Here is an 18,738-nt window from a genome sequence, read left to right on the forward strand (position 1 = left end):
TCATACGTAGATATAGACCACCGGAATCGACACGCTCAGGCCGACGATTTCCATCGAGATGCGTGCGCCGGCAATGGTCACGGAGGTGCCCACGCCGGTGATGTCCACCGTGCTGGACGAACCGTGGATGCTCATGCGCGTCTCGCTGCCGGTGACGCCGACTTCGGTGCTGTCGCCAGTGACGGTGATGCCGGTGCTGGCGCCGGTGACGTTCATGCGGGTGGTACTGCCGGTGACGCCGATCTCGGTGCTGACGCCGGTGACGTTGACGCCGCTGCTGACGCCGGTGACACCGATATTGGTGGAGGTGCCGGTGACATTGGTCTGGATGGCGCTGCCGGTCACCGAGGTGGACTCGCTGCTGCCCGTCGCCGAAACCTGCGCGGAGATGCCGGTGACCGACGTGCTGTCGCTCATGCCGGTCAGCGAGGTCTCGGTGCGCACCCCGGTAAGCGAGAGCTGGTCGGCCAGGCCGGTCAGCGAGATGCCGGCGCTACGTCCGACGGTGGACATGCTGGTGGTCATGCCGGTGGTGTCCACCGCGTTGTTCATGCCGGTGGTGCTGATGCTGCTCTGCACCGCCGTGGTGCTGACGTTGTTGACGATGTTCTGGGTGGTGATGCGGGTGGCCGTGCCTTCCACTTCGTCCTGCGAATAGGTATCGCCGGTGATCGTGCTGTAGCTGGTGCTGTCGCCGATGGTGCTCTTGCTCCAGGTCACCGCCGCTTCCATGGTGCTGTAGGTGCTGCCATAGGATTCGGAGCGGCTGAGCAGGCCGCTGGCGCCGTTCTCGGAGGTGGAATAGCTGTAGCTGGCGCCCTGCGAAAAGCTGGTGTCGCGGTACTGGCCGCTCTCGTAGGCGCCGTTGACGATGCTCACCGCGTGGTCGAGGTTGTAGGCCGAATGCAGGCCGTAGCGGATGCTCTGCCCGTCGCCGTAGCTGGTGGAGTAGTTGCTGCCCACATGCGTGTTGGCGGTCCAGCCCGACGGGGTGACCACCAGGCTGCCGTTGGGTGCGATCAGCTGCTGCACTTCCGGCAGCTCCGACTCGTCGCTGGCGCGCGTGACCAGCACGGTGGCGCCGATCTCCGGCACCGTGTTCATGCTGGCCGACAGCTTCACCCACACCGGCCCGGTTGCCGCGCCGGGGCTGGAGAACTGCACGTACACGCCCTTGGCCATCAGGTTCGGCGGCGCGGCCTGGCTGTCGCGCAGGCGGCTGGTGGCCGGATCGAAATTGGCCGGCTCGTAGTAGCGCCAGTCGGTGGGGCCGCGCCCGGCCATGTCCACCACCTTGGCCAGGATGCCGCCCTGCTGGGTGTCCTGCACCGAGAACGCGGTGAGCATGGCCGCCGCGTCGGTGGATTCGAACTGGTTGGTATAGCCGCCGTCCGCCGTGGCTTGGTGCGTGACCTTGCTCAGCACGAAGGCCTTGTTCTCCAGCGACGGGCGCACCGGCGCGGGCGCCGTGCCCTCGGCCATGTCGCCGCGCATGGTGAACTGGGTGCCGACGCGAAAGCCCGCGCAGGTGCTGCTGCCGGTGAGCTGCCGGCCGGAAGCAACCAGCGTCGATGCGGTGGTGCGCACGTACTCGCGCACGGTGCCGCTGCTCATTCCGTACTGATAGGTGCGGTACTGGTTGAACGGCAGTTCGCCCGGATCCGCCGGCGTGAACGCGCCGAAGGTCTGGAAGGTGGGGATCGGATCCTCGTCCGGCGCGTTTTCCTGGTGCGCGAAGCGGCCGCTGACGCCGGTGCTGGTCAGCGACTGCTGGTAGCTGTACTGGAACACCACGTCGTCCTGCTGCATACCCAGTTCGTCCAGCGCGGTGTAGGTGTAGCGCAGCGGACGGTCGAACGCCTGCAGGTAGGCCGGACGGTTGGCGAACACCACCGTATGCCCGTTGCCGGTGTGCTTGAAGTAGTAATAGATATGCGCCTTGGACATGATCCGGCGCAGGAATTCGTAGTCGCTTTCGCCGGCCTGCAGCCAGTCCTGCACGCGGGCGATGGCGATATTGTCCTCGCCGGAAACGGCATCCAGCGAATAGTCGATGTAGTGCTTGCGCATCAGGTCCGCGATCACATCGCGCACGCTCATCTGGGCATGCACTTCGTAGCGGTTGGTCAGGTTCAGCCGCCACAGCGCGGGCTTCATGCCGACGCGATAGACGCCCGGCTCGTCCATGGCGAAGGAGCCGACGATGCCGTTGTAGAAACTCATCGACGGCGCCGAACCGCTGCGCAGCGCCTGCGCGAAACGCGCGGCGGCATCCGGCGCCTGGCCTTCCACCGGGCGGTTCAGGCCTACCGTGACGGGGCGGCCGACCAGCGCGTCGAAGGTGAGCGGTGGATTGAGTTTCGGATCGGTATTGCCGCGCAGCTGCAGCTGGAAATCGAAGGGCTCGGACACCGATTCCTGACCCTCGAACGAGAGCAGGCGGAAGGTCTCGTCGGCCAGCCAGCGGTTGCCCGACAGCCCGATGCCGCAATGCAGGTACAGCAGAGGCGAACTGGCCTGGCCCTGCTGGCCGATCGGATCGATCGCGGTGCGGCCGGCGGTGTCGGTGGGCAGCGCGCTCATGCGGCCTCCTGCACGTCGTCGGCGCGGATGGTGAAGGTCACCTCGCGCTTCGCTTCGGGACGTCCGCTGACCCAGGCGGTCTGGCCCAGGCGCAGGCCGTGGCCGCTGCCGAACCCGGCGAGGCGGCGCGGCTTGCCCATCCACGAGGCAGGGATATCGGCTTCGTCCACTTCGATGGTGACCACCGCGTCGACATGGCGATCGAACAGGTAATGCACCATCGCGGCCAGCCCGCGGTAGCCGTTGCCGAACTGCGCGTCGTGCGCGCCGCCCGGCAGGTGCGCGCGATCCGGCAGCAGCAGGCACAGGCGCGCATACGGCACCGGGCCGATGCGCAGGCCGATCGCCGCATGGTTCACCCATACGCGCTGGCCCAGCGGCGCGCCGTCGCCCAGCACGCGCCGGCCGAGCAAGGTGCGGTCGCGCGCTTCGATGTCGCGCCAGGCGCCGACCAGCGCCTGCACCTGCACCGGTGCCTGCAGATACACGCCCAGCACGATCTGCGCCTGCGCCGCGCTCTTGCGTCCGTTCGCCACCAGGCCGGCCAGGGCCAGCAGCGCGCGGCGCGGCACCGGCACGCGGCGCGCGAGAATCGCCGCGCCCTCGCCTTCGAAGGCCGACAGGCCCATCAGCGCGCCGGCCGCATCGGCCTGGCGTGTGTCTTCCGGCCGCACCGCGTCGAAGGCCGGCACACTGGCGGCCTTCAATTCATAGCGCAGCGTGCTGAGCCGGTGATTGAAGATGTCCAGGAACTGCGCCATCGCCGGATCGCGCTCGGCCAGGCGCTGGCGCGCCCAGTCGGCGAAGCTGTCCGGCATCGGCCCCAGCACGCCGGACAAGGCGAAATTGGCCACGAACAATTCCAGCCGCGGATCGTCCAGCGCCATGCTGCGCTCTTCGCGCAGGCGGCCCTTGGAGATCTCGCTGCCGGGAAACACCGGTGACATCTCGCCGCGGAAGCGCAGGCGCGGCGACACGTAGCGCGCGCCGTCGCGGCGCGCAGGCGTACCGCGGCGCGGCCACGACTGCAGCCGCACCCACTGGAAGAAATCGAAGCTGGCCGGCCGCCGCAGCAGCCGGTCGGCTAGAGGCTCACCTGTGCGCCAGTCAGGGGTGGCCATGACTTGAGCTCTCCTCGGCGGTCGGAAGATTCGAGAATCAGTTCGATGACGGTATTGACCTCCGCATAGAGCGCCAGGAAACGGTGCAGCACGCTGCCGAACAGCACCGCGCTGCCGCCTTCGAAATGGCCCAGGTCCACTTGCAGGCGCACCTGCAGGCAATCGACGAAGCCGCGCCAGGCATCGCGGCGCGGCATGCGTTTCTGCACGCGGCGGGTGGACATGGCGCGCAGGCCGTCGATCTGCCGGTAGCCAGTCAAACTCGCCGGCCCCACATGCAGGCGCAGCATGTTCTTCAGCACCGGCGGGCCGCGCTGGCCGTCCACCAGGGACAGATGATTGAGCGACAACTGCGACACCAGCGCCCACGGCCGCTCGCCGACCATCTGCGGCGGCTGGTTCGGCGTCGGTTTGCACGCCACCCGCAACGAGGTCACGGGGCCGGCACCTTCCAGGAACAAGGTGGTGCCCACCACCAGCTGCGACGGCAGGCGGCGGTTGGTGCACAGCGCGGTGCCGCCGATCATTTCCTCGGCCGGCAGCACGGTGTCGAATTCCGGGTCCAGGAAGGACACGAAGGTTTCCGTGCCGTGCACCGCGCCGGTCTGGTTGACCTCGCGGCGGGTGGCATAGAAGTAGTCGATCTTGTCCAGCCGCTGCATCTCGTCCAGCGCGAAGTACGGCGCGATCGGACGCGGGCTGCGGTCCGGGCGGATCGAGACCAGCTCGTCCAGGCTGTAGATCTCGCAGTAGCGGTGGTTCTGCTGGTCGGCGACCAGGCGGTATTCGTACTGGCGCTGGTCCAGCACGAAGGGCTCGATGCGCTGCGGAAACAGATTGATCAGCGGCAGGCAGTTCAGCCGCAGCAGATGCTTGTCGTAGTGGTGGTCCTTGGACGGCGGCACGTCGAGCAGGAACAGCAGCTCGAAGTCCTTGTCCACGCCGGACAGGTCCATGCCGGCCACGTCGAAGAACAGGAATTTCTGCGGGAAGGCGAAGTATTCCTGCACCAGCCGGTAGCCCGGATGGGTCAGCGGATTGGCGCCCAGCACCGCCTCCTTGTCGTCGAAGCCGCGCCACTGCAGCTGCGCGGCATCGAGATAGCGCAGCTCGCCGGTGGCGCGTACGCGCACCGCCATGCGCACCAGGTGCATGGCCAGGCCGTCGTACAGCGAATACGCCAGCTTGTGGTCGGCGTGGATGCAGAAGCGCAGCGACTTCATCTGCATCGCATGCACCGGCTCCTTGCCGGTACGCGTGATGGTGGCGCTGAGGATGGACGCGGTGCGGGTGTCGTTCGGGTCCAGCGGATAGGCGTTGGCCGCCATCGACTCCACGTGGGTGATCTTCAGCGGCCACAGCGGCGTGTCGTAGCAGGTGCGGAAGCGGCAGCGCACCTGCTGGCCGAATTCGTTGGTGGCCAGCGCGTAGACGTAGCGGCCGCGCTCCAGGGTGGCGCCGTGCGCGAAGTTGGCGCCGTCCGGGCGCACCTCGATCTCGCCCACCAGCATCGAGGGCAACGGCGCCTCCAGATGCGGATACAGCAGGCTCATCAGCGCATTGGGCAGCACCGCCTGGTCGGTCTCGAGCTGGTAGCGCAGGCGCCCCGCCATCCAGGCGAAGGACTGCACCAGCATTTCCACGTGCGGGTCGCTGCTGCGCCCGCCGCTCAGCTCCAGCGCCTTGGCGATGGCCGGGAAGGACGCGCCGAAATCCGCCGCCTCGTCGCGCAGCGACGCCAGCTCCTGCTCGAACCACATTTTGAGGCGGGGCACATCGGCATTCATGCCATGTCGTCCGGGCAAGGCAATTCGAAACGGAACGTGCTGGGCAGGTTGTCCACCTGCACGGTGCCGTGCACCACCAGCGCATACGGCTTGAGCGCCCTGCCCGTCGCCAGCCATTCCAGCCGCGGCGCGCGCAGGCGCGGTTCGAAGCGCGCGATCGCATCCAGCAACCGCGCGCCAAAACGTTCGTGGTCAGGCAGGCCGATGCCGGTGTCGACGATCGGCGGCATGCCGAAGTCGCACACCCGCGCACCGCCCAGGCCTACATAAGGCCGGCATTCGACGATGCGCTGGATCTGCGCGGCCACCGCGCCGATCGGGTCGAACGGCGGCGCCTGTCCCATGTCCGGCTCGCTGCGATTGACCAGCCGCTCGAGTAGAAATTGCACGACTGCTCCTCCACCGCTACGAGCGACTGCTAAGCCTCAATCCCCAAATTGAAATCCTTCTCCCGCCGGGAGAAGGTGCCGGCAGGCGGATGAGGGTTCGGCCGGAGCGGTGCACATCACTCTCGCGCTCCGCTCGTACCCTCACCCCAACCCCTCTCCCCGTGCACAAATTGGTAAACGGGGAGAGGGGCTCAAGCAGATCATGCTCAGGTAGTGAACTGACCGATCGGACGGTTGCGCGCGATACTCCAGCCCGACGCCAGGTTGCCCGAGGTATTCATGTCCGCCTCCTGCACCGTGTACGTCCACAGCACTTCGGTGAAGTTGAGCTTGAACTGCTCGGTGGGCATGTCGTCCGGGTTGGACTGGAACTGGATCTCGCTGATGATCGCGTCGCGCAGCTCGATGGTGAGGATGTTGGCGGTCTTCTCGCCGGAGTTGCGCGCGATATAGATCTTGGTCGGGTTCTTGTCGCCCTTGCCCAGCGGCTGCGCGCGCAGGCAGTACTCGTAGAACTTCACCGAGGTCTTGTCCACGTACTTCACGCAGGTGAACTCGGTGATGATCGGGCGGCCCGAGGTACGCGCCGAATTGCTCACGTCGGTGGTGATCTGCTGCTTCATGCCCTGGTGCACCGAGACCAGCTCCAGGCACTGCCCGAGCTTGAGCACCTCGTCGCGCCATTGGTCGTCGATCAGGCTGCCGCCGCCTTTCCAGCCGTTGGGGCCGCCGAAGATCGACGAGTCGCCGGGTTGCAGAAGTATGAGGTCCATGGTCGCTCCAGGTTCTTGATCGGGTGGCGTGTCGGGTCGCGGCTATGCGTCAGCCCGCCGGCAGATCCGCCACCAGGCGAATCGACGTGGTGAGTTCTTCCAGCTGGAAATGCGGCTTGATGAACACGGTGGCCTTGTACGAGCCGGGCGAGCCGGGCACGTCGGTCACGGTGATCTGCGCCGCGCGCAGCGGATAGCTGGCCTTGACCTCCTGCGAGGCGTTGTCGTCCAGCAGCACGTACTGGGCGATCCAGCTGTTGAGGTAGGCCTCGATATTGCCGCGGGTGAGGAAGGCGCCGATCTTCTTGCGCATGATCACCTTGATGTAATGCGCGAAGCGCGACGCGGCCAGGATGTACGGCAGCATCGCCGAGAGCTTGGCGTTGGCGTTCGCTTCGTCGCTGATGTACTGGCGCGGCAGGTTGGCGGTCTGGCCGCCGAAGAACGCGGCCTGGCCGGTGCCCTTGCAGTTGCACAGCGCGATGAAGCCCAGGTCGTTGAGTTCCTTCTCGCGGCGATCGGTGATCGACACCTCGGTCGGGCAGATCATGTTCACCAGGTCCGCGTCGTCGCGGTAGGTGAACACCGGCAGCCCGTCGACCAGGCCGCCGCCTTCCACGCCGCGGATCGCCGCGGTCCAGTGGTACAGCGCGAACGAGTTGGTGATGCGCTCCGCCAGCGCATAGGCGGCATTGCCCCACAGGAAGGCGTTGTGATCCGGGCCGTCGGGACCGGTCACCGTCTCCTCGTAGCGCAGGCCTTCGGCCGGGCGCGCATCCTTGCCGTACGGCAGGCGCAGCAGAACGTGCGGCAGGGCCAGCGCCACGTAGCGCGAGTCCTCGCTGCCGCGGAATTCCATCCACTGCGCCAGCTCGGGTGACTCGAACAGCTGGCTGAGATCGCGCGGCTTGGCCAGCTTGTCGAAGCCATCCAGGCCGAACAGGCCCGGCGCCGCCGCGGCCAGGAACGGCGCGTGCGCGGACGCGGCGATCTTGGTCATATTGGTCAGCAGCGACATGCTGGCCGGCGTGTGGTCGAATTCGTAGCCGCCCAGCAGCAGGCTGTAAGGCGAGCCGCCGTAGGTGCCGAATTCGGCCTCGTAGATCATCTTGAAGATGCAGCTCTGGTCGAACTCGGCCGCCTTCTCCAGCTCCTTGCGCAGCTCGTCGGCGCTGGCGTTGAGCACGCGCAGCTTCAGCAGGCGGCCGCTCTCGGTGCGCGACACCACGTAGAACAGGCCGCGCCAGGTGGCTTCGAGATCCTTGAACGACTTGGTGTGCAGGATCACGTCGAGCTGCCCGCCGATCTGCACGTCGATGCCGCCGGCGCGCTCGTCCATCAGGCCGTTGGAACCCAGCGCCACCTGGTGCAGGTCGTTATTGCCCAGCGGCACCAGGATCTCGTTGGTGAAGCGGCCGGCGAGGCGGCGTGCCTTGCTCAGCGGATCGATGGCAAGAAAAGCCTGCTGCCGGTCGGCCGCGACCGCTGCCTGGCGCTTGGCCAGCTCGGCGGCGGCATCGGCCTGCGCCTGCGCGGCAAGCGCGGCGGCATCGGCATCGTTCTTGGCCTTGGTCGCATCGACCACCGCCTTGTTGGCGTCGGGGACGGCGTCGCCCTTGGCCTTGCTGGCGGCGTCCTGCGCCTTGGACAGCGCGGCGGCGGCATCGCTGGCGGTCTTCTGCGCGGCGGTGAGCGCGTCCGCGGTGGTCTTGATGTTCGCCGTGGCCGTGGCCGATGCGGCGGCCGCCGCATCCGAAGCCTGCTTGGCCGCTGCCGCGGCCTGCGCATTGCCGGCCATCTGCGCGGCCAGGAAACCGACCAGCGCACCGGGCGTATCGGCGCCCGCCGCGTTCGGCGGCGGGTTGTCCTTGGCGTCGACGGCGGCGCCGGCCCAGTTGTCGGTCGCGTCGGCCGCAAACCCCACCTTCAAGGCGGTGATCGCCGCGCCGTCGGTGGTGGACCGGTCGAGCAAGGCCCCCAGCGCGTCGTTGCATTCGGCCATCGACTGCAGCGAACGCAGGTCGGCGCGCGCGTCATAGCGCTGGCGCAGGCTCGGCACCGCATTGACCACCGCCAGCGGCTCGAAATCCGACAGCGCGCTGAAATGCAGCTCGCCGGCAAGCACCTTGCCCCCGCCCGCGATGGTGTCCGCGATGCCGTTGAGTTTGATCATGGGCGAGCTGTCGGCCAGGATCTTGTCGAACGACTCGGCGTCGATATCGCGCATCCGCCGATCCTTCAGCGCCGGCAGCTCGCTCGCCGCCAACTCGCCCGACAGATTGGCGAACATGCCCACGATAAAGGCCAGCTCCACTTTCTCGCTCGAGCCGCCCGTTTCGACGTCGTAGGTGATGCGCACGCGCGGCGGCCGCACGCGCAGCAGCTTCTGTTGAATGCTCTCGACAGTCATGTACAGGCCTCGGTTCGGTGGGCGGCTGCAAAGTCCCTTCTCGCTAACGAACGCTGCCGCACGCGTTGCGGGAGGGATTATTCAAGAGGCGTGCCAACGGGTGGGAATGGCGGTGTGGTGCGGTTTCTTTGTAGTTGCGGGCAAGATCGCGCACATCAACCGTGTGTTTTTTCGCACGGCGATAGAGGGCGAAAAATGCGGCGGTTCAAGTGCAACGCGTTGAATCAAAGGCGCGTGTGATCCGCTGCATGCGGGCGAGAGAAAAAGATCACGCTGTGGTTGAAATTGCACGGCGGCGCTATCGCGCACACGGTGCTGTGCGATTTTTCAGCGCATCACGTGCAAATGAATGCTTCGATGAAGAGTTATCGCGAGCACCCACCCCTCACCCTGCCCTCTCCCCGGCGGGGAGAGGGGTGGAGTCGTGAGGTGTGCAGGAACGAAGAGCAAATGAATGCTTCGATGAAGAGTTATCGCAAGCACCCACCCCTCACCCTGCCCTCTCCCCGGAGGGGAGAGGGGTGGAGTCGTGAGGTAGGCAGGAACGAAGAGCAAATGAATGCTTCGATGAGGGTTATCGCGAGCACCCACCCCTCACCCTGCCCTCTCCCCGGAGGGGAGAGGGGTGGAGTCGTGAGGTAGACAGGAACGAAGAGCAAATGAATGCTTCGATGAGGGTTATCGCAAGCACCCACCCCTCACCCTGCCCTCCCCCCGGAGGGGAGAGGGCTGGAGTCGTGAGGTAGGCAGGAACGAAGAGCAAATGAATGCTTCGATGAGGGGTTATCGCGAGCACCCGCCCCTCACCCTGCCCTCTCCCCGGAGGGGAGAGGGGTGATGTCGTGAGGTAGGCAGGAACGAAGAGCGAAAGCTGGCCTCGGTTCTTGAACGTCCTCTCGGCCACGGCACGTTGAAGCGAGCGTTACGTAAACGCACAGTCGTTTCGTGTCGACTCTGGTTAATCCGTTGCCGCGGCCGTCCACTGCTCGTTCTAGTCGCGTCGCGAGCCTTTGCTCTTAGGCCATTTCTTTTGGGTTACTTTTTCTTTGGGCCAGCAAAGAAAAAGTGACTCGGGCGCCGGCAGGCGCACGAAATGCCCGCTGCATAAGCGGCCCATTCGCGTCACCGCGAAAATCGAGCGATACCGCCACTGGATCCCGGCCTACGCCGGGATGACGAGCAAAGAAGCCGACGACATCATTGCGACGCCGCCACAAAAAAACGCGTCACTCAGCCAAGCGGCGCAACCGCCAAATCTCCCGAGTCCCAAGCCGTCGACACTCGACAACCCCCTCCCCCTCCAACACCCTCAACCCCTCAACCACCACCTCAAGGGAAACCTCAATTCCCCCCGGCCGCAGCCACCACTGCTGAATCCCCTCAGCAGAATCCGCACAAGCTGGACTCGCCTCCAGATAGCGAGCAATCGCATCAGCCACGACACGTACGGAAGACCCAGTCACTCGCCCGCTCCGCCCGTTGGCATCACTCGTTCGAATCTTGCTCCTGTCCGACCACGGACGCGAGCCTGTACTTGCTCACCAGCTTGCTGAACGCACTGCGGTCCTGCCCCGCCATCCGCGCCGCCTGCGTGATATTGCCCCGCGCCCGCGCCATGGCCGACGCTACATAGCTGCGCTCGAAATCGGCGATCGCGCGCGCCTTGGCCTGCTTGAACGCGGCATCGTCGGCGGCCTTGGCGGGCGCTTCGGCCAGATCCTGCGGCGGGCCGCCCTGGATCAGCTGCCCCTCACACATCAGGTATTCGCGCTGCACGAAGTGCTCCAGCTCACGCACGTTGCCGGGCCAGCTGTAGCGCTGCAGCGAGGCGAGGAAGGTGGGATCGAAGCGCTTGCGCGAGGTCTGCGCGCCATACTGGCGATTGAGCCGCGCAAGGAAGGCCTCGGCCAGCTCCACCACATCGCCGCCGCGTTCGCGCAGGGGCGGCATCACCAGCGGCATCACCTTCAGGCGATACAGCAGGTCGCGGCGGAATTGCCGCGTCTTGACCAGTTCATCGAGATTGGCATTGCTGGCCGCGACCAGGCGCACGTCGGTCGAGCGTGTCTGCGTGCCGCCGACGCGCCGGTAGGTGCCGTCCTGCAGGAAACGCAGCAGCGAGGCCTGCGCTTTCGGCGAGAGCGTGTCGATCTCGTCGAGAAACAGCGTGCCGCCCTCGGCTTCGCTGACCAGGCCAGGCGAGGCCTGGCGTGCATCGGTGAAAGCGCCGCGCTCGTGGCCGAACAGTTCGCTTTCCACCAGCGAATCGGCCAGCGCGCCGCAGTTGACGGCGATGAAAGGGCGGGATGCGCGCGCACTCAAGTAGTGCACCGCTCTTGCCCCCAGTTCCTTGCCCGTGCCGGTCTCTCCCCCGATCAGAACGGTCACGTCGAATTTCGCGATACGGCGTATCTGCGCAATGACGTGAGCGAACTGCGGCGAAGATCCAAGCAAGTTGGACTCCGCAATATCGACCATGACGCCCCCTGTACGGGGCATCGCGTCCTTTGCTCCATGCGACTCCCCGGACCGCGGATGTTGCCCCTCACGGTGCGCAACCGCAATATGCATCGGCCAGGAAAAATTCGCGGAGCCCGCGCGTCGCCCTGGCGAAATGTCTTTTTCATGTGAAGACGCACATGCAGGTCGATGCGGCAGGGGGCCGTCCATCATGTTCGCCAAGCTTGGCTTGATCTTGCTGATCCTGTTGTTCGGTGCGCTCGCTTTTGCCGGCGGCATGATGGCGCCCGACGACTGGCGTGCGCCGATGCAGGCCTTCGCCGCGCGCTGGCGCGATCGTCCGGTTCCTGCAGCGCCGCATCTTCCTGCGGCAGCCGCTTCCGCCGCGGCACCGGCAACGGCCGCCAGCGCGGTGTCGACCAACGCCCTGCTGGTCACCAGCGACGTGAGCGCCGCCGCGCCCGCGCCCGGTCAACCCGCTTATGCCTTGCAGCTGGGCCAGTTCGTCGATGCCGGCGATGCGGATGCGCTGGAACGCTCGGCGCAGGGGCTGGGCCTGCCGCTGCTGCGCATCGCCGCCGTGGATCCCGACCATGCCGCATGGACGGTGCTTGCCGCGGGCCGCTTCCCTTCGCCCGCCGCCGCGCAGGATGCGGCGCCGCGCGTGCAGGCGGTGCTCAAGCTCGCCAGCACGCCGGTGATCCGGCTGCCGGAAGCCAAGCCCTCAACGTGAAAAGATGCCGGGCCGCGCGCGCGCCGGATCGCGCCAGCCGGCTTCGCCGAGTGTCGAAACGAAGCACACGGTGATCTGCGCCATGCCTTGCGAGGTGAAGAAAACGCGCTTGGTGGCGGACTGGCGGTCCGGCGTGACGAACCAGCGCTCGTCGCCTATCGCCAGGCCCCAGGACGAAACGCGGCATACCCACAGGTCGGCGATGCCGCGCGCGCTGACCAGGGCCACGCGCACCTCGGCCTCGCCCATCGTGTCGGTTACGTAGATGCGGGCCATGGCTTCCCCTGGGCGAGGGCGAGACATTGAAGCGCAATGGAGTGGACGTCAACTGCGAGCACCGACGCACGGGGTGGAATCCTTCTCCCTCCGGGAGAAGGTGGCGGCAGCCGGATGAGGGTGCGGGCGGAGCGGAGCACATCACTCTTGCGCTCCGCCCGTACCCTCACCCCAACCCCTCTCCCGATGGGAGAGGGGCTTCAGGCAAAGCGCGCGGCGTTGCCGCGAGCCCACACATCGAACGAACGCGGTGCACTCCCGGTAATGCGCTGCACCGTCGGCGTCATGGCCCGCCCGCGTCCTTCGCGCACCGCCTCCAGCGACTGCGCGATACCCCGCGCGAGCGGTTCCGGAATGCCGGTCGCCATCAAACCCTGCACGGTGTCCTCGATGCTTACGTCCACGCTGCGCAGCGTGCGGCCCAGCAAGCCGGAAAGAATGTCCACCTGTTCCGGCACGTTCAGCAGCTCGCCGCCGGTGAGTTCCAGCGTCTGGCCCGCCAGCGAAGCATCGAGCAGCGCGTGCACCGCCACCGCGGCGATGTCTTCCGGCGCGATCATCGGCGCCCTGCCGGTGCCCATGGCGTTGTAGACCACGTCCTCGGCGCGGATCGAATCGGCCCAGCGCAAGGTGTTGGTCATGAAGCCCGAGGGCCGCAGCACAGTGCTGCGCAGGCCGGATGCGGACAGCGTGTCCTCGTTGGCGCGATGCATTCTTCCCAGGAAAAACTCCGGATCGCCGGCAAGGATGCTGGAGAGAAACACCACGTGCGGCGCGCCGTTCGCCTTTAGCGCCGCGAGCAGTGCCGGAAATTCCGGCGGATTCGGCCCGGTGTTGAGGAACACCGCCTTCATCCCTAAGGCAGCCGCGCCCAGGGTGTCGGGACGGCTGAAGTCGCCGCGGGCGATTTCGACGCGCTCGGCCAGTTCGCCGAGCTTGTCCGGATCGCGTGCGAACACGCGCACCGCGTGTCCGGCTTCAAGCAATTGCCGCGCGATATGGCCGCCGATATTGCCGCTCGCGCCAGTGACCAGATACATGTCCGTTGCCTCGTTGTGGGTGGGGTGCGCAGACGATAGGCTCCGCCCTACAATGGAACAATCCGTCATTTCGCAACGTTCTGTTGCACAGGCGCAACAATCATGATCGACCTCAACGAGCTGCAGTACTTCGTGCAGGTGGCGCAGGCGCGCAGTTTCACCGCGGCGGGCGCGCACTTCGGCGTGCCCAAGTCCAGCGTCAGCCGCGCCATTGCGGCGCTGGAACAGCGCCTGGGCGTGCGCCTGATCGAGCGCACCACGCGCAGCATGGCGCTGACCGAAGCCGGCGAGATCTACCTGGAGCGCTGCCGCCGCGTGGTCGAGGAAGCGGAACTGGCCGACCTGTCGATCGGCTCCATGCAGGCCGCGCCGCGCGGGCGCCTGCGCATCGGCGCGCCGATAGCCTTCGCGCGCTTCATGCTCGGCCCGCGCCTGGCGGAGTTCTCGCGGCGCTGGCCGGAACTGCGCGTGCAGTTGCAGATCACCGCGGGCGAGTCCACACCGCAGCAAGCCAATCTCGACGTGCTGATCCGCCCCGGCCCGCTGGAGGATTCGTCACTGCTCGCGCGCCCGCTCGCCACTATCCGGCTCGGCCTGTACGCCAGCCCGGCGTATCTCAAGGGCAGGAAAGCGCCGAAGACGCCGGCGGATCTCAGCCAGCTCGACGCGCTGATCACCGCCTGCGGCCCGCTCGGCCAGCCGGCCGAACAGACCATGTGGCGCCTGCACCGCGGCAAGGAGGTGCAGGAAGTGCGCGTCGAGGCGCGCCTGTCCGTACCCGACCCCACCATCAATCACCAGCTCGCGCTGGACGGCGCCGGCGTGGCGATCCTGGCGCAGCATGGCGCGGCGCAGGCGTTGGCGAAGAAACAGCTGGTGCGCGTGCTGCCGGCATGGGAGCCGGAACCGGTGGAACTGTTCGCGTTGTATCCAGCGCGGCTCAATGCCTCGCCGAAGGTACGCGCGCTGCTGGAATTCCTGCGCGGCTGAGCTTCGTGCTCAGCCGGCGCCGTCTTCCTGCCAGCGCAGCACGCTGTAACTCAGGCCACCCTTCAGGGCCGTCAGGCGGAACGTGACGATCACGCTTGCCGATGTGCCCTGCCCGTCCGCCGCCGAGGCCACGATGGTGCGCACCAGCCCGCCGCGCCACGCACCGGCGGCCTGCCCGTTCGGCAGCACCGGCGGCGGTGCGCTGGTGGAGGTCATCGCGCGCAGCGCGGCGTAGCGTTCGGCCTTGGGCATGTCCATGTCCGGCTGGCTGGCCAGCACCAGCGGCGGCGCCAGCGCCAGGGTCGGCTCGGGGCGGCGCGACCACACCGTGATCGCGGGCGCCAGCTTGCGGTACAGCGCCGGCGTCATGCCCAGCACGGTCTGCAGCTGCTCGGGCATGTCGAATTCGCGATAGCGCGGTCCGCCGGCCAGCCCGGCTTCGGCGTAGCGCTTGGTGCCTTCTTCGCGGAACAGCTTGGCGTTCGTGTCGCGCGTTTCCTGGATATTCGCGGCGAGCTGCGTCGCAGTGGCGTCGTCGGCGCCGGCAGCGACGAACAGCCGCTGCAGCACGCGCGGATCGGCGGTGTTGATGTCGACCTTGCCCAGCTCGTCCTGGATGCGGATGTCGATATCGTGGTCCTGCAGCCGCAGGCTGTAGCGGCGCCCGTCGCCGACCCAGCGCCCGCCGCTGCGGCTGACGCATTCGGCCAGCGCGCGCATGGCGCCGGCTTCGGCCAGATAGCGCAGCTGCACGCGGTTGGAGAGATAGCGGGTCTGGATGGATTCGGTGCGCGCCAGCGTCGCGAAGCCGCCGAGCAGGATGGCCAGCAGCGTGCAGGCCCACAGCACGACGAGCAAGGCGATGCCGCGGCTGCGGCGGCGGTTCGCCACGCTCATGGCTTCGCTCCTTCCAGAGCCTTGGCCAGGGCGCCGACGTTCAGCGCATACGGGTTCTGCCGGATCGGCGCCTGCAGCCACAGCCAGGCGGTGGCGTCCTCGCGCCCGGCCCTTTTGCCCTCGTCGGCCTTGCCGCGTTCCAGTTCGATGGTCACCAGTTCCGGCGTGCGCCCGGCCACGTTCCAGCGATCGCGCCAGCTCGCATCGGCGCCTTCGCGATCGCGGCCGTAGTAGCGGAACCGTCCGCCGCGCACACCTTCCGCCAACGATTCCGATTCGAACGCCACGCTGGCGCCGCCGGAGGTCAGCGGCGCACTACCCAGCTCCAGTTTCAGGGCGCCCTTGCCGTCGTCCACCAGCATGAGCGCCTGCAGCTGCGGACCGGCGCGGTCGAGATAACCCGGCAGCGGCGCGACGAAACGCATGCTGTGTGGCTCGCCTTCGAACACCACGCCGTCGCCTTTCGCGTCCAGCTTCCACGGCAGCGCGCGCGCCTGCATCAGGTCACGACGCAGGAACTGCTGCAGCGAGCGCGCCTGGTCGTTGCTCTCCAGCGCGGCGGAGCCGGTGTTGACCGAGCGCGCGGCGGTCTGGATGCCGTAGAACACGCCAAGCAGCAGCAGGCTGAGCAGGGCCAGCGCGCTGAGCACTTCCAGCAGGCTGAAGCCGCGCGGCGCGATGCGCTGCATTACGGCATGCCGCGCCGCGCGGTGCGCAGCGTCACGTAGGTGAGCTCGCGCGGCCGCCGCGCATCGCCCCACAGCACGTGCAACTCCACGCGGTACAGCATCAGTGCCGCATCCGGCGGCAGCTCGCCGTCCTGCCAGGGCAGCACGCGCAGCCGCCAGCGGTAATCCTTGTCGAACTTGCCTTCGTGCTCGCCGGGCGCCAGCGGTTCGGCGATGCCCAGCGCATCGAGCTTACCCTGCGCGAGCATGTCGGCGCGCGTGGTCTGGCCGAGCTTGTCGGTGAGGTTCAGCGAGGCGCTGGCCACACGCATCAGCGCCGCGACGGCGATCGCCAGCAGCAGGATGGCGGCGATGGTTTCGAGCAGGCTGAAGCCTTGTTGCCGGTTCATAGGCGCACCCTACGCCGCACGCATGACAGCCAGACGCACGAAAAACACGGAAGAATTGAACCCCTGACGGACCCAGAAAAAACACGGGAGAGGCAAGCCTCTGACGCACCCAAAAAAACACGGGAGAGGCAAGCCTCTCCCGTGCGTTCCACGGCAGGTGGAACCGTCGTCGATCAGTTGATGCAGCCGTTGATCTGGGTCTGCGTGATCGGGGTGGCGCTGACGTCCAGGAACGACAGGCCGGTGCCGGCGCCGATGGTGCCCGTGGCGGCGACGATCGAGCTGTTGTACGGAGCGCCGATCAGGGCGCGCACCGAAGCGGCATCGGTGCCGTTGTTGGCGCTGTTGCCCAGCAGGTAGGACACGGCGACGATCGGATAGCCCGAGGCCGGGGTGGCATACGCGTCCGGCTTCACCAGGGCGATGCAGCTGGTGGACGGGGCGCCGGCGATCGCGGCGAAGGTCGGACGGCCGGTGTTGGCGTCCACGCCGGTGATGGCGTTGTTGTAGACCACATCGGTGCTGCCGATAGCCACCTTGTGGGTCGTCGCGTCGCCGAGGTCGGCCACCGGATCCTTGCCGTCCACCGTGGCGACCGAGCCGAACGCCGCCTGCGCGTTGGCGGCTTCGGCGTAGCCGATGGCGCCCGGCACGCTGAGGATCTGGTTGACGACGTTGGCGTTGCCGCTCTGGCCGTTCCAGTTCGGCGTGGTCGGGGTCAGCGTGAAGTACTTCTGCACCACGTTGACGTACGACTGGTCGGTGACGAAGTGCTTGGCCGGCGTGCTGCCCGGGCAGTTCTTCGACAGGAAGTTGGAGAAGCCGAAGCTGGTGCCGCTGCCGTCGGAGCGGTAGACCACCGTGATGGCGTCCGGCGAGGAACCGGAGATGCCCAGGTCGCTCCACTTGGTGATGGCGCCGCTGAACACGCCGCAGACCTGCGCGGTGGTCAGGGCCAGCGTGCCGGACACGGCGGAGTTGTTATAGACGATGGCGATGCCGCCAGCGACAGCCGGGAACTGCACCGGGAAGCTGGAGGAACGGTTGGCGACGTAGTTGTTGTAGTCGGTGGTCGACAGCGGCGAATCCGAGCCGGCGAAGTTCGGCTGGGTCAGCGTGGTGCGGCCGATGTGCGAGTCGCCGGCGGCGAAGCCGGTCGGCGTGGCCGAACCGTTCGGGCAGGCGTTCTGCACGCTGGTGCCGCTGACGCCGGCGAGGATGTTCTTGCCCGCGCCGCTGCCGGTCTGGCAGTACGAAGCGCCGGTACCCGTCACGCTCTTGTAGGCACCGAGCAGGGAGTTGGCATCCGGCGCGTAGTTCAGGCGATTCGACACGTCACCGACGTAACCCACCGCCGGCAGCGTGGCGCCACCGCCGACCTGGATGGCGGCATGAGCCGAGGAAGCGGCGGCGAAAGCCAGCACCAGGGCGCCCGCAAGCTTCTTCATGCGGGTATTTCCATTAAACCCGAAGATCATGACATACCCCTACTTTGAAAATACCTCCGGAGTGGAGGCCGTGGATTTTTTACAGGCATGGAATGACGCATCGATTAAAGCTAGATGTAATCGAAAATTTCTTTCCGATGACTCGATTTTTCCAAATAATCTAAATGACACGGCCGAAGACTTATTCGACATCGCCGTCACGCCATGCATACGAACGCGCGCGGCACGCACGTAAAAAGCGTGATCAGGCTCGCGCATCGAATTCGTGCAGCATCGAGATGACTTCCGGATCGAGCTCGCGTTCCTCGCGCAGCGCGCGCAGATCGGCGCCACCGAGTTCGCGCAGCACGCTGCGCACCGAGGCGCGGCGGCCCTCGCGGCACCAGACGTTGAAGACGCTCACCAGCAGCGGCGCGGCGCTGTGCACGCCGCGCTCGCCCGGCGGCGCGCGGCGGCGCAGGCGCGACTTCAGCAGGTAGGACAGGCGCGCGTTGAGCGAGGCGACGGGCGATTCGCTGATCTGCCGGACCAGCTCGGGACTGCATTGATCGATCAACCGCTCGGCCATTTTCTCCTGGCGCGCCTCCAGCAATTGGCGCAATGCCTCGGATAATGCGAAAGCCCTGCCTCGACCAGGCTGCTGCACGGTTATTTAACTCCCTGTCGAATGGATTTTCCCGAAAAGCGAATAAAACTCCGGACAAAATCCCGCCGTGGCGTTTCCAAGATGGAAACGCCCCATTATCGATGGCG

16 protein-coding genes are annotated in these 18,738 nt (G+C 66.9%); 2 read left to right on the plus strand and 14 right to left on the minus strand.

All coding sequences use genetic code 11. The features are described 5' to 3' along the window. From KK141_RS11905 to KK141_RS11935, 7 genes are all read right to left on the minus strand, one after another. Entirely contained in the window at nt 1–2,583 is a 2,583-nt protein-coding gene (locus KK141_RS11905) for a contractile injection system protein, VgrG/Pvc8 family (RefSeq protein ID WP_214571767.1), read from the minus strand. Beyond that, complete coding sequence (gene tssG / locus KK141_RS11910; protein WP_214571768.1) at nt 2,580–3,704, minus strand: type VI secretion system baseplate subunit TssG; 1,125 nt, start codon at nt 3,702–3,704, stop codon at nt 2,580–2,582. Before tssG ends, KK141_RS11905 begins: the two co-directional genes overlap by 4 nt. Next, complete coding sequence (gene tssF, locus KK141_RS11915; protein WP_214571769.1) at nt 3,668–5,479, minus strand: type VI secretion system baseplate subunit TssF; 1,812 nt, start codon at nt 5,477–5,479, stop codon at nt 3,668–3,670. The genes tssG and tssF overlap by 37 nt, the downstream gene beginning before the upstream one ends. Before the next feature lie 8 nt (nt 5,480–5,487). Then, the gene (locus KK141_RS11920; RefSeq protein ID WP_214571770.1) at nt 5,488–5,880 is read right to left on the minus strand and encodes a hypothetical protein; all 393 of its coding nucleotides are present in this window, start codon (nt 5,878–5,880) and stop codon (nt 5,488–5,490) included. A gap of 206 nt (nt 5,881–6,086) precedes the next feature. Further along, a complete protein-coding gene (locus KK141_RS11925; RefSeq protein ID WP_214571771.1) occupies nt 6,087–6,653 on the minus strand; it encodes a type VI secretion system tube protein Hcp in 567 nt (188 codons plus the stop codon). A 49-nt stretch (nt 6,654–6,702) separates the two neighbouring features. Beyond that, nucleotides 6,703–9,063 carry a type VI secretion system contractile sheath large subunit gene (gene tssC / locus KK141_RS11930; RefSeq protein ID WP_214571772.1) on the minus strand — a complete coding sequence of 787 codons (2,361 nt, stop codon included), beginning with the start codon at nt 9,061–9,063 and terminating at the stop codon, nt 6,703–6,705. 1,485 nt (nt 9,064–10,548) lie between these two features. Next, a complete protein-coding gene (locus tag KK141_RS11935; RefSeq protein WP_345777596.1) occupies nt 10,549–11,562 on the minus strand; it encodes a sigma-54 dependent transcriptional regulator in 1,014 nt (337 codons plus the stop codon). A gap of 172 nt (nt 11,563–11,734) precedes the next feature. On the opposite strand from KK141_RS11935, the gene KK141_RS11940 reads away from it, so the two are divergent. Next, on the plus strand, nt 11,735–12,256 hold the full coding sequence (locus KK141_RS11940) for an SPOR domain-containing protein (RefSeq protein WP_214571774.1): 522 nt from the start codon (nt 11,735–11,737) through the stop codon (nt 12,254–12,256). Here KK141_RS11940 and KK141_RS11945 read toward each other — a convergent pair. Both KK141_RS11945 and KK141_RS11950 read right to left on the minus strand, forming a co-directional pair. After that, nucleotides 12,248–12,532, minus strand: a complete 285-nt coding sequence (locus tag KK141_RS11945) for a DUF6150 family protein (protein WP_214571775.1) — start codon at nt 12,530–12,532, stop codon at nt 12,248–12,250. The genes KK141_RS11940 and KK141_RS11945 overlap by 9 nt on opposite strands. A 200-nt stretch (nt 12,533–12,732) precedes the next feature. After that, nucleotides 12,733–13,572, minus strand: coding sequence for an NAD(P)H-binding protein (locus KK141_RS11950; RefSeq protein WP_214571776.1), 840 nt, complete (start codon nt 13,570–13,572; stop codon nt 12,733–12,735). A 102-nt stretch (nt 13,573–13,674) separates the two neighbouring features. Here KK141_RS11950 and KK141_RS11955 point away from each other — a divergent pair, with 102 nt between their 5' ends. Next, nucleotides 13,675–14,562, plus strand: coding sequence for a LysR family transcriptional regulator (locus tag KK141_RS11955; RefSeq protein ID WP_214571777.1), 888 nt, complete (start codon nt 13,675–13,677; stop codon nt 14,560–14,562). A 9-nt stretch (nt 14,563–14,571) separates the two neighbouring features. On the opposite strand, the gene KK141_RS11960 is transcribed toward KK141_RS11955, so the two are convergent. From KK141_RS11960 to KK141_RS11980, 5 genes are all read right to left on the minus strand, one after another. Further along, nucleotides 14,572–15,459 (minus strand): type II secretion system protein GspK, encoded by an 888-nt coding sequence (locus KK141_RS11960; RefSeq protein ID WP_214571778.1) that lies wholly within the window; start codon nt 15,457–15,459, stop codon nt 14,572–14,574. After that, on the minus strand, nt 15,456–16,148 hold the full coding sequence (locus KK141_RS11965) for a prepilin-type N-terminal cleavage/methylation domain-containing protein (RefSeq protein WP_214571779.1): 693 nt from the start codon (nt 16,146–16,148) through the stop codon (nt 15,456–15,458). The genes KK141_RS11960 and KK141_RS11965 overlap by 4 nt, the downstream gene beginning before the upstream one ends. Then, nucleotides 16,148–16,537 (minus strand): prepilin-type N-terminal cleavage/methylation domain-containing protein, encoded by a 390-nt coding sequence (locus tag KK141_RS11970; protein ID WP_214571780.1) that lies wholly within the window; start codon nt 16,535–16,537, stop codon nt 16,148–16,150. Before KK141_RS11970 ends, KK141_RS11965 begins: the two co-directional genes overlap by 1 nt. A gap of 173 nt (nt 16,538–16,710) precedes the next feature. Further along, complete coding sequence (locus tag KK141_RS11975; RefSeq protein WP_214571781.1) at nt 16,711–17,985, minus strand: substrate-binding domain-containing protein; 1,275 nt, start codon at nt 17,983–17,985, stop codon at nt 16,711–16,713. 244 nt (nt 17,986–18,229) lie between these two features. Continuing rightward, nucleotides 18,230–18,553 carry a hypothetical protein gene (locus KK141_RS11980; RefSeq protein ID WP_214571782.1) on the minus strand — a complete coding sequence of 108 codons (324 nt, stop codon included), beginning with the start codon at nt 18,551–18,553 and terminating at the stop codon, nt 18,230–18,232. Nucleotides 18,554–18,738 lie beyond the last annotated feature (185 nt).

It is taken from the genome of Dyella sp. LX-66, assembly GCF_018599165.1.
Lineage (GTDB): Bacteria > Pseudomonadota > Gammaproteobacteria > Xanthomonadales > Rhodanobacteraceae > Dyella_D > Dyella_D marensis.

Bases quoted from the DNA above. Each gene is read 5' to 3' on its own strand.
- KK141_RS11905 (WP_214571767.1), bottom strand. From the start codon at position 2,583: ATGAGCGCGCTGCCCACCGACACCGCCGGCCGCACCGCGATCGATCCG.
- tssG (WP_214571768.1), bottom strand. From the start codon at position 3,704: ATGGCCACCCCTGACTGGCGCACAGGTGAGCCTCTAGCCGACCGGCTG.
- KK141_RS11925 (WP_214571771.1), bottom strand. From the start codon at position 6,653: ATGGACCTCATACTTCTGCAACCCGGCGACTCGTCGATCTTCGGCGGC.
- tssC (WP_214571772.1), bottom strand. From the start codon at position 9,063: ATGACTGTCGAGAGCATTCAACAGAAGCTGCTGCGCGTGCGGCCGCCG.
- KK141_RS11935 (WP_345777596.1), bottom strand. From the start codon at position 11,562: ATGCCCCGTACAGGGGGCGTCATGGTCGATATTGCGGAGTCCAACTTG.
- KK141_RS11940 (WP_214571774.1), top strand. From the start codon at position 11,735: ATGTTCGCCAAGCTTGGCTTGATCTTGCTGATCCTGTTGTTCGGTGCG.
- KK141_RS11945 (WP_214571775.1), bottom strand. From the start codon at position 12,532: ATGGCCCGCATCTACGTAACCGACACGATGGGCGAGGCCGAGGTGCGC.
- KK141_RS11950 (WP_214571776.1), bottom strand. From the start codon at position 13,572: ATGTATCTGGTCACTGGCGCGAGCGGCAATATCGGCGGCCATATCGCG.
- KK141_RS11955 (WP_214571777.1), top strand. From the start codon at position 13,675: ATGATCGACCTCAACGAGCTGCAGTACTTCGTGCAGGTGGCGCAGGCG.
- KK141_RS11960 (WP_214571778.1), bottom strand. From the start codon at position 15,459: ATGAGCGTGGCGAACCGCCGCCGCAGCCGCGGCATCGCCTTGCTCGTC.
- KK141_RS11965 (WP_214571779.1), bottom strand. From the start codon at position 16,148: ATGCAGCGCATCGCGCCGCGCGGCTTCAGCCTGCTGGAAGTGCTCAGC.
- KK141_RS11970 (WP_214571780.1), bottom strand. From the start codon at position 16,537: ATGAACCGGCAACAAGGCTTCAGCCTGCTCGAAACCATCGCCGCCATC.
- KK141_RS11975 (WP_214571781.1), bottom strand. From the start codon at position 17,985: ATGAAGAAGCTTGCGGGCGCCCTGGTGCTGGCTTTCGCCGCCGCTTCC.
- KK141_RS11980 (WP_214571782.1), bottom strand. From the start codon at position 18,553: ATGGCCGAGCGGTTGATCGATCAATGCAGTCCCGAGCTGGTCCGGCAG.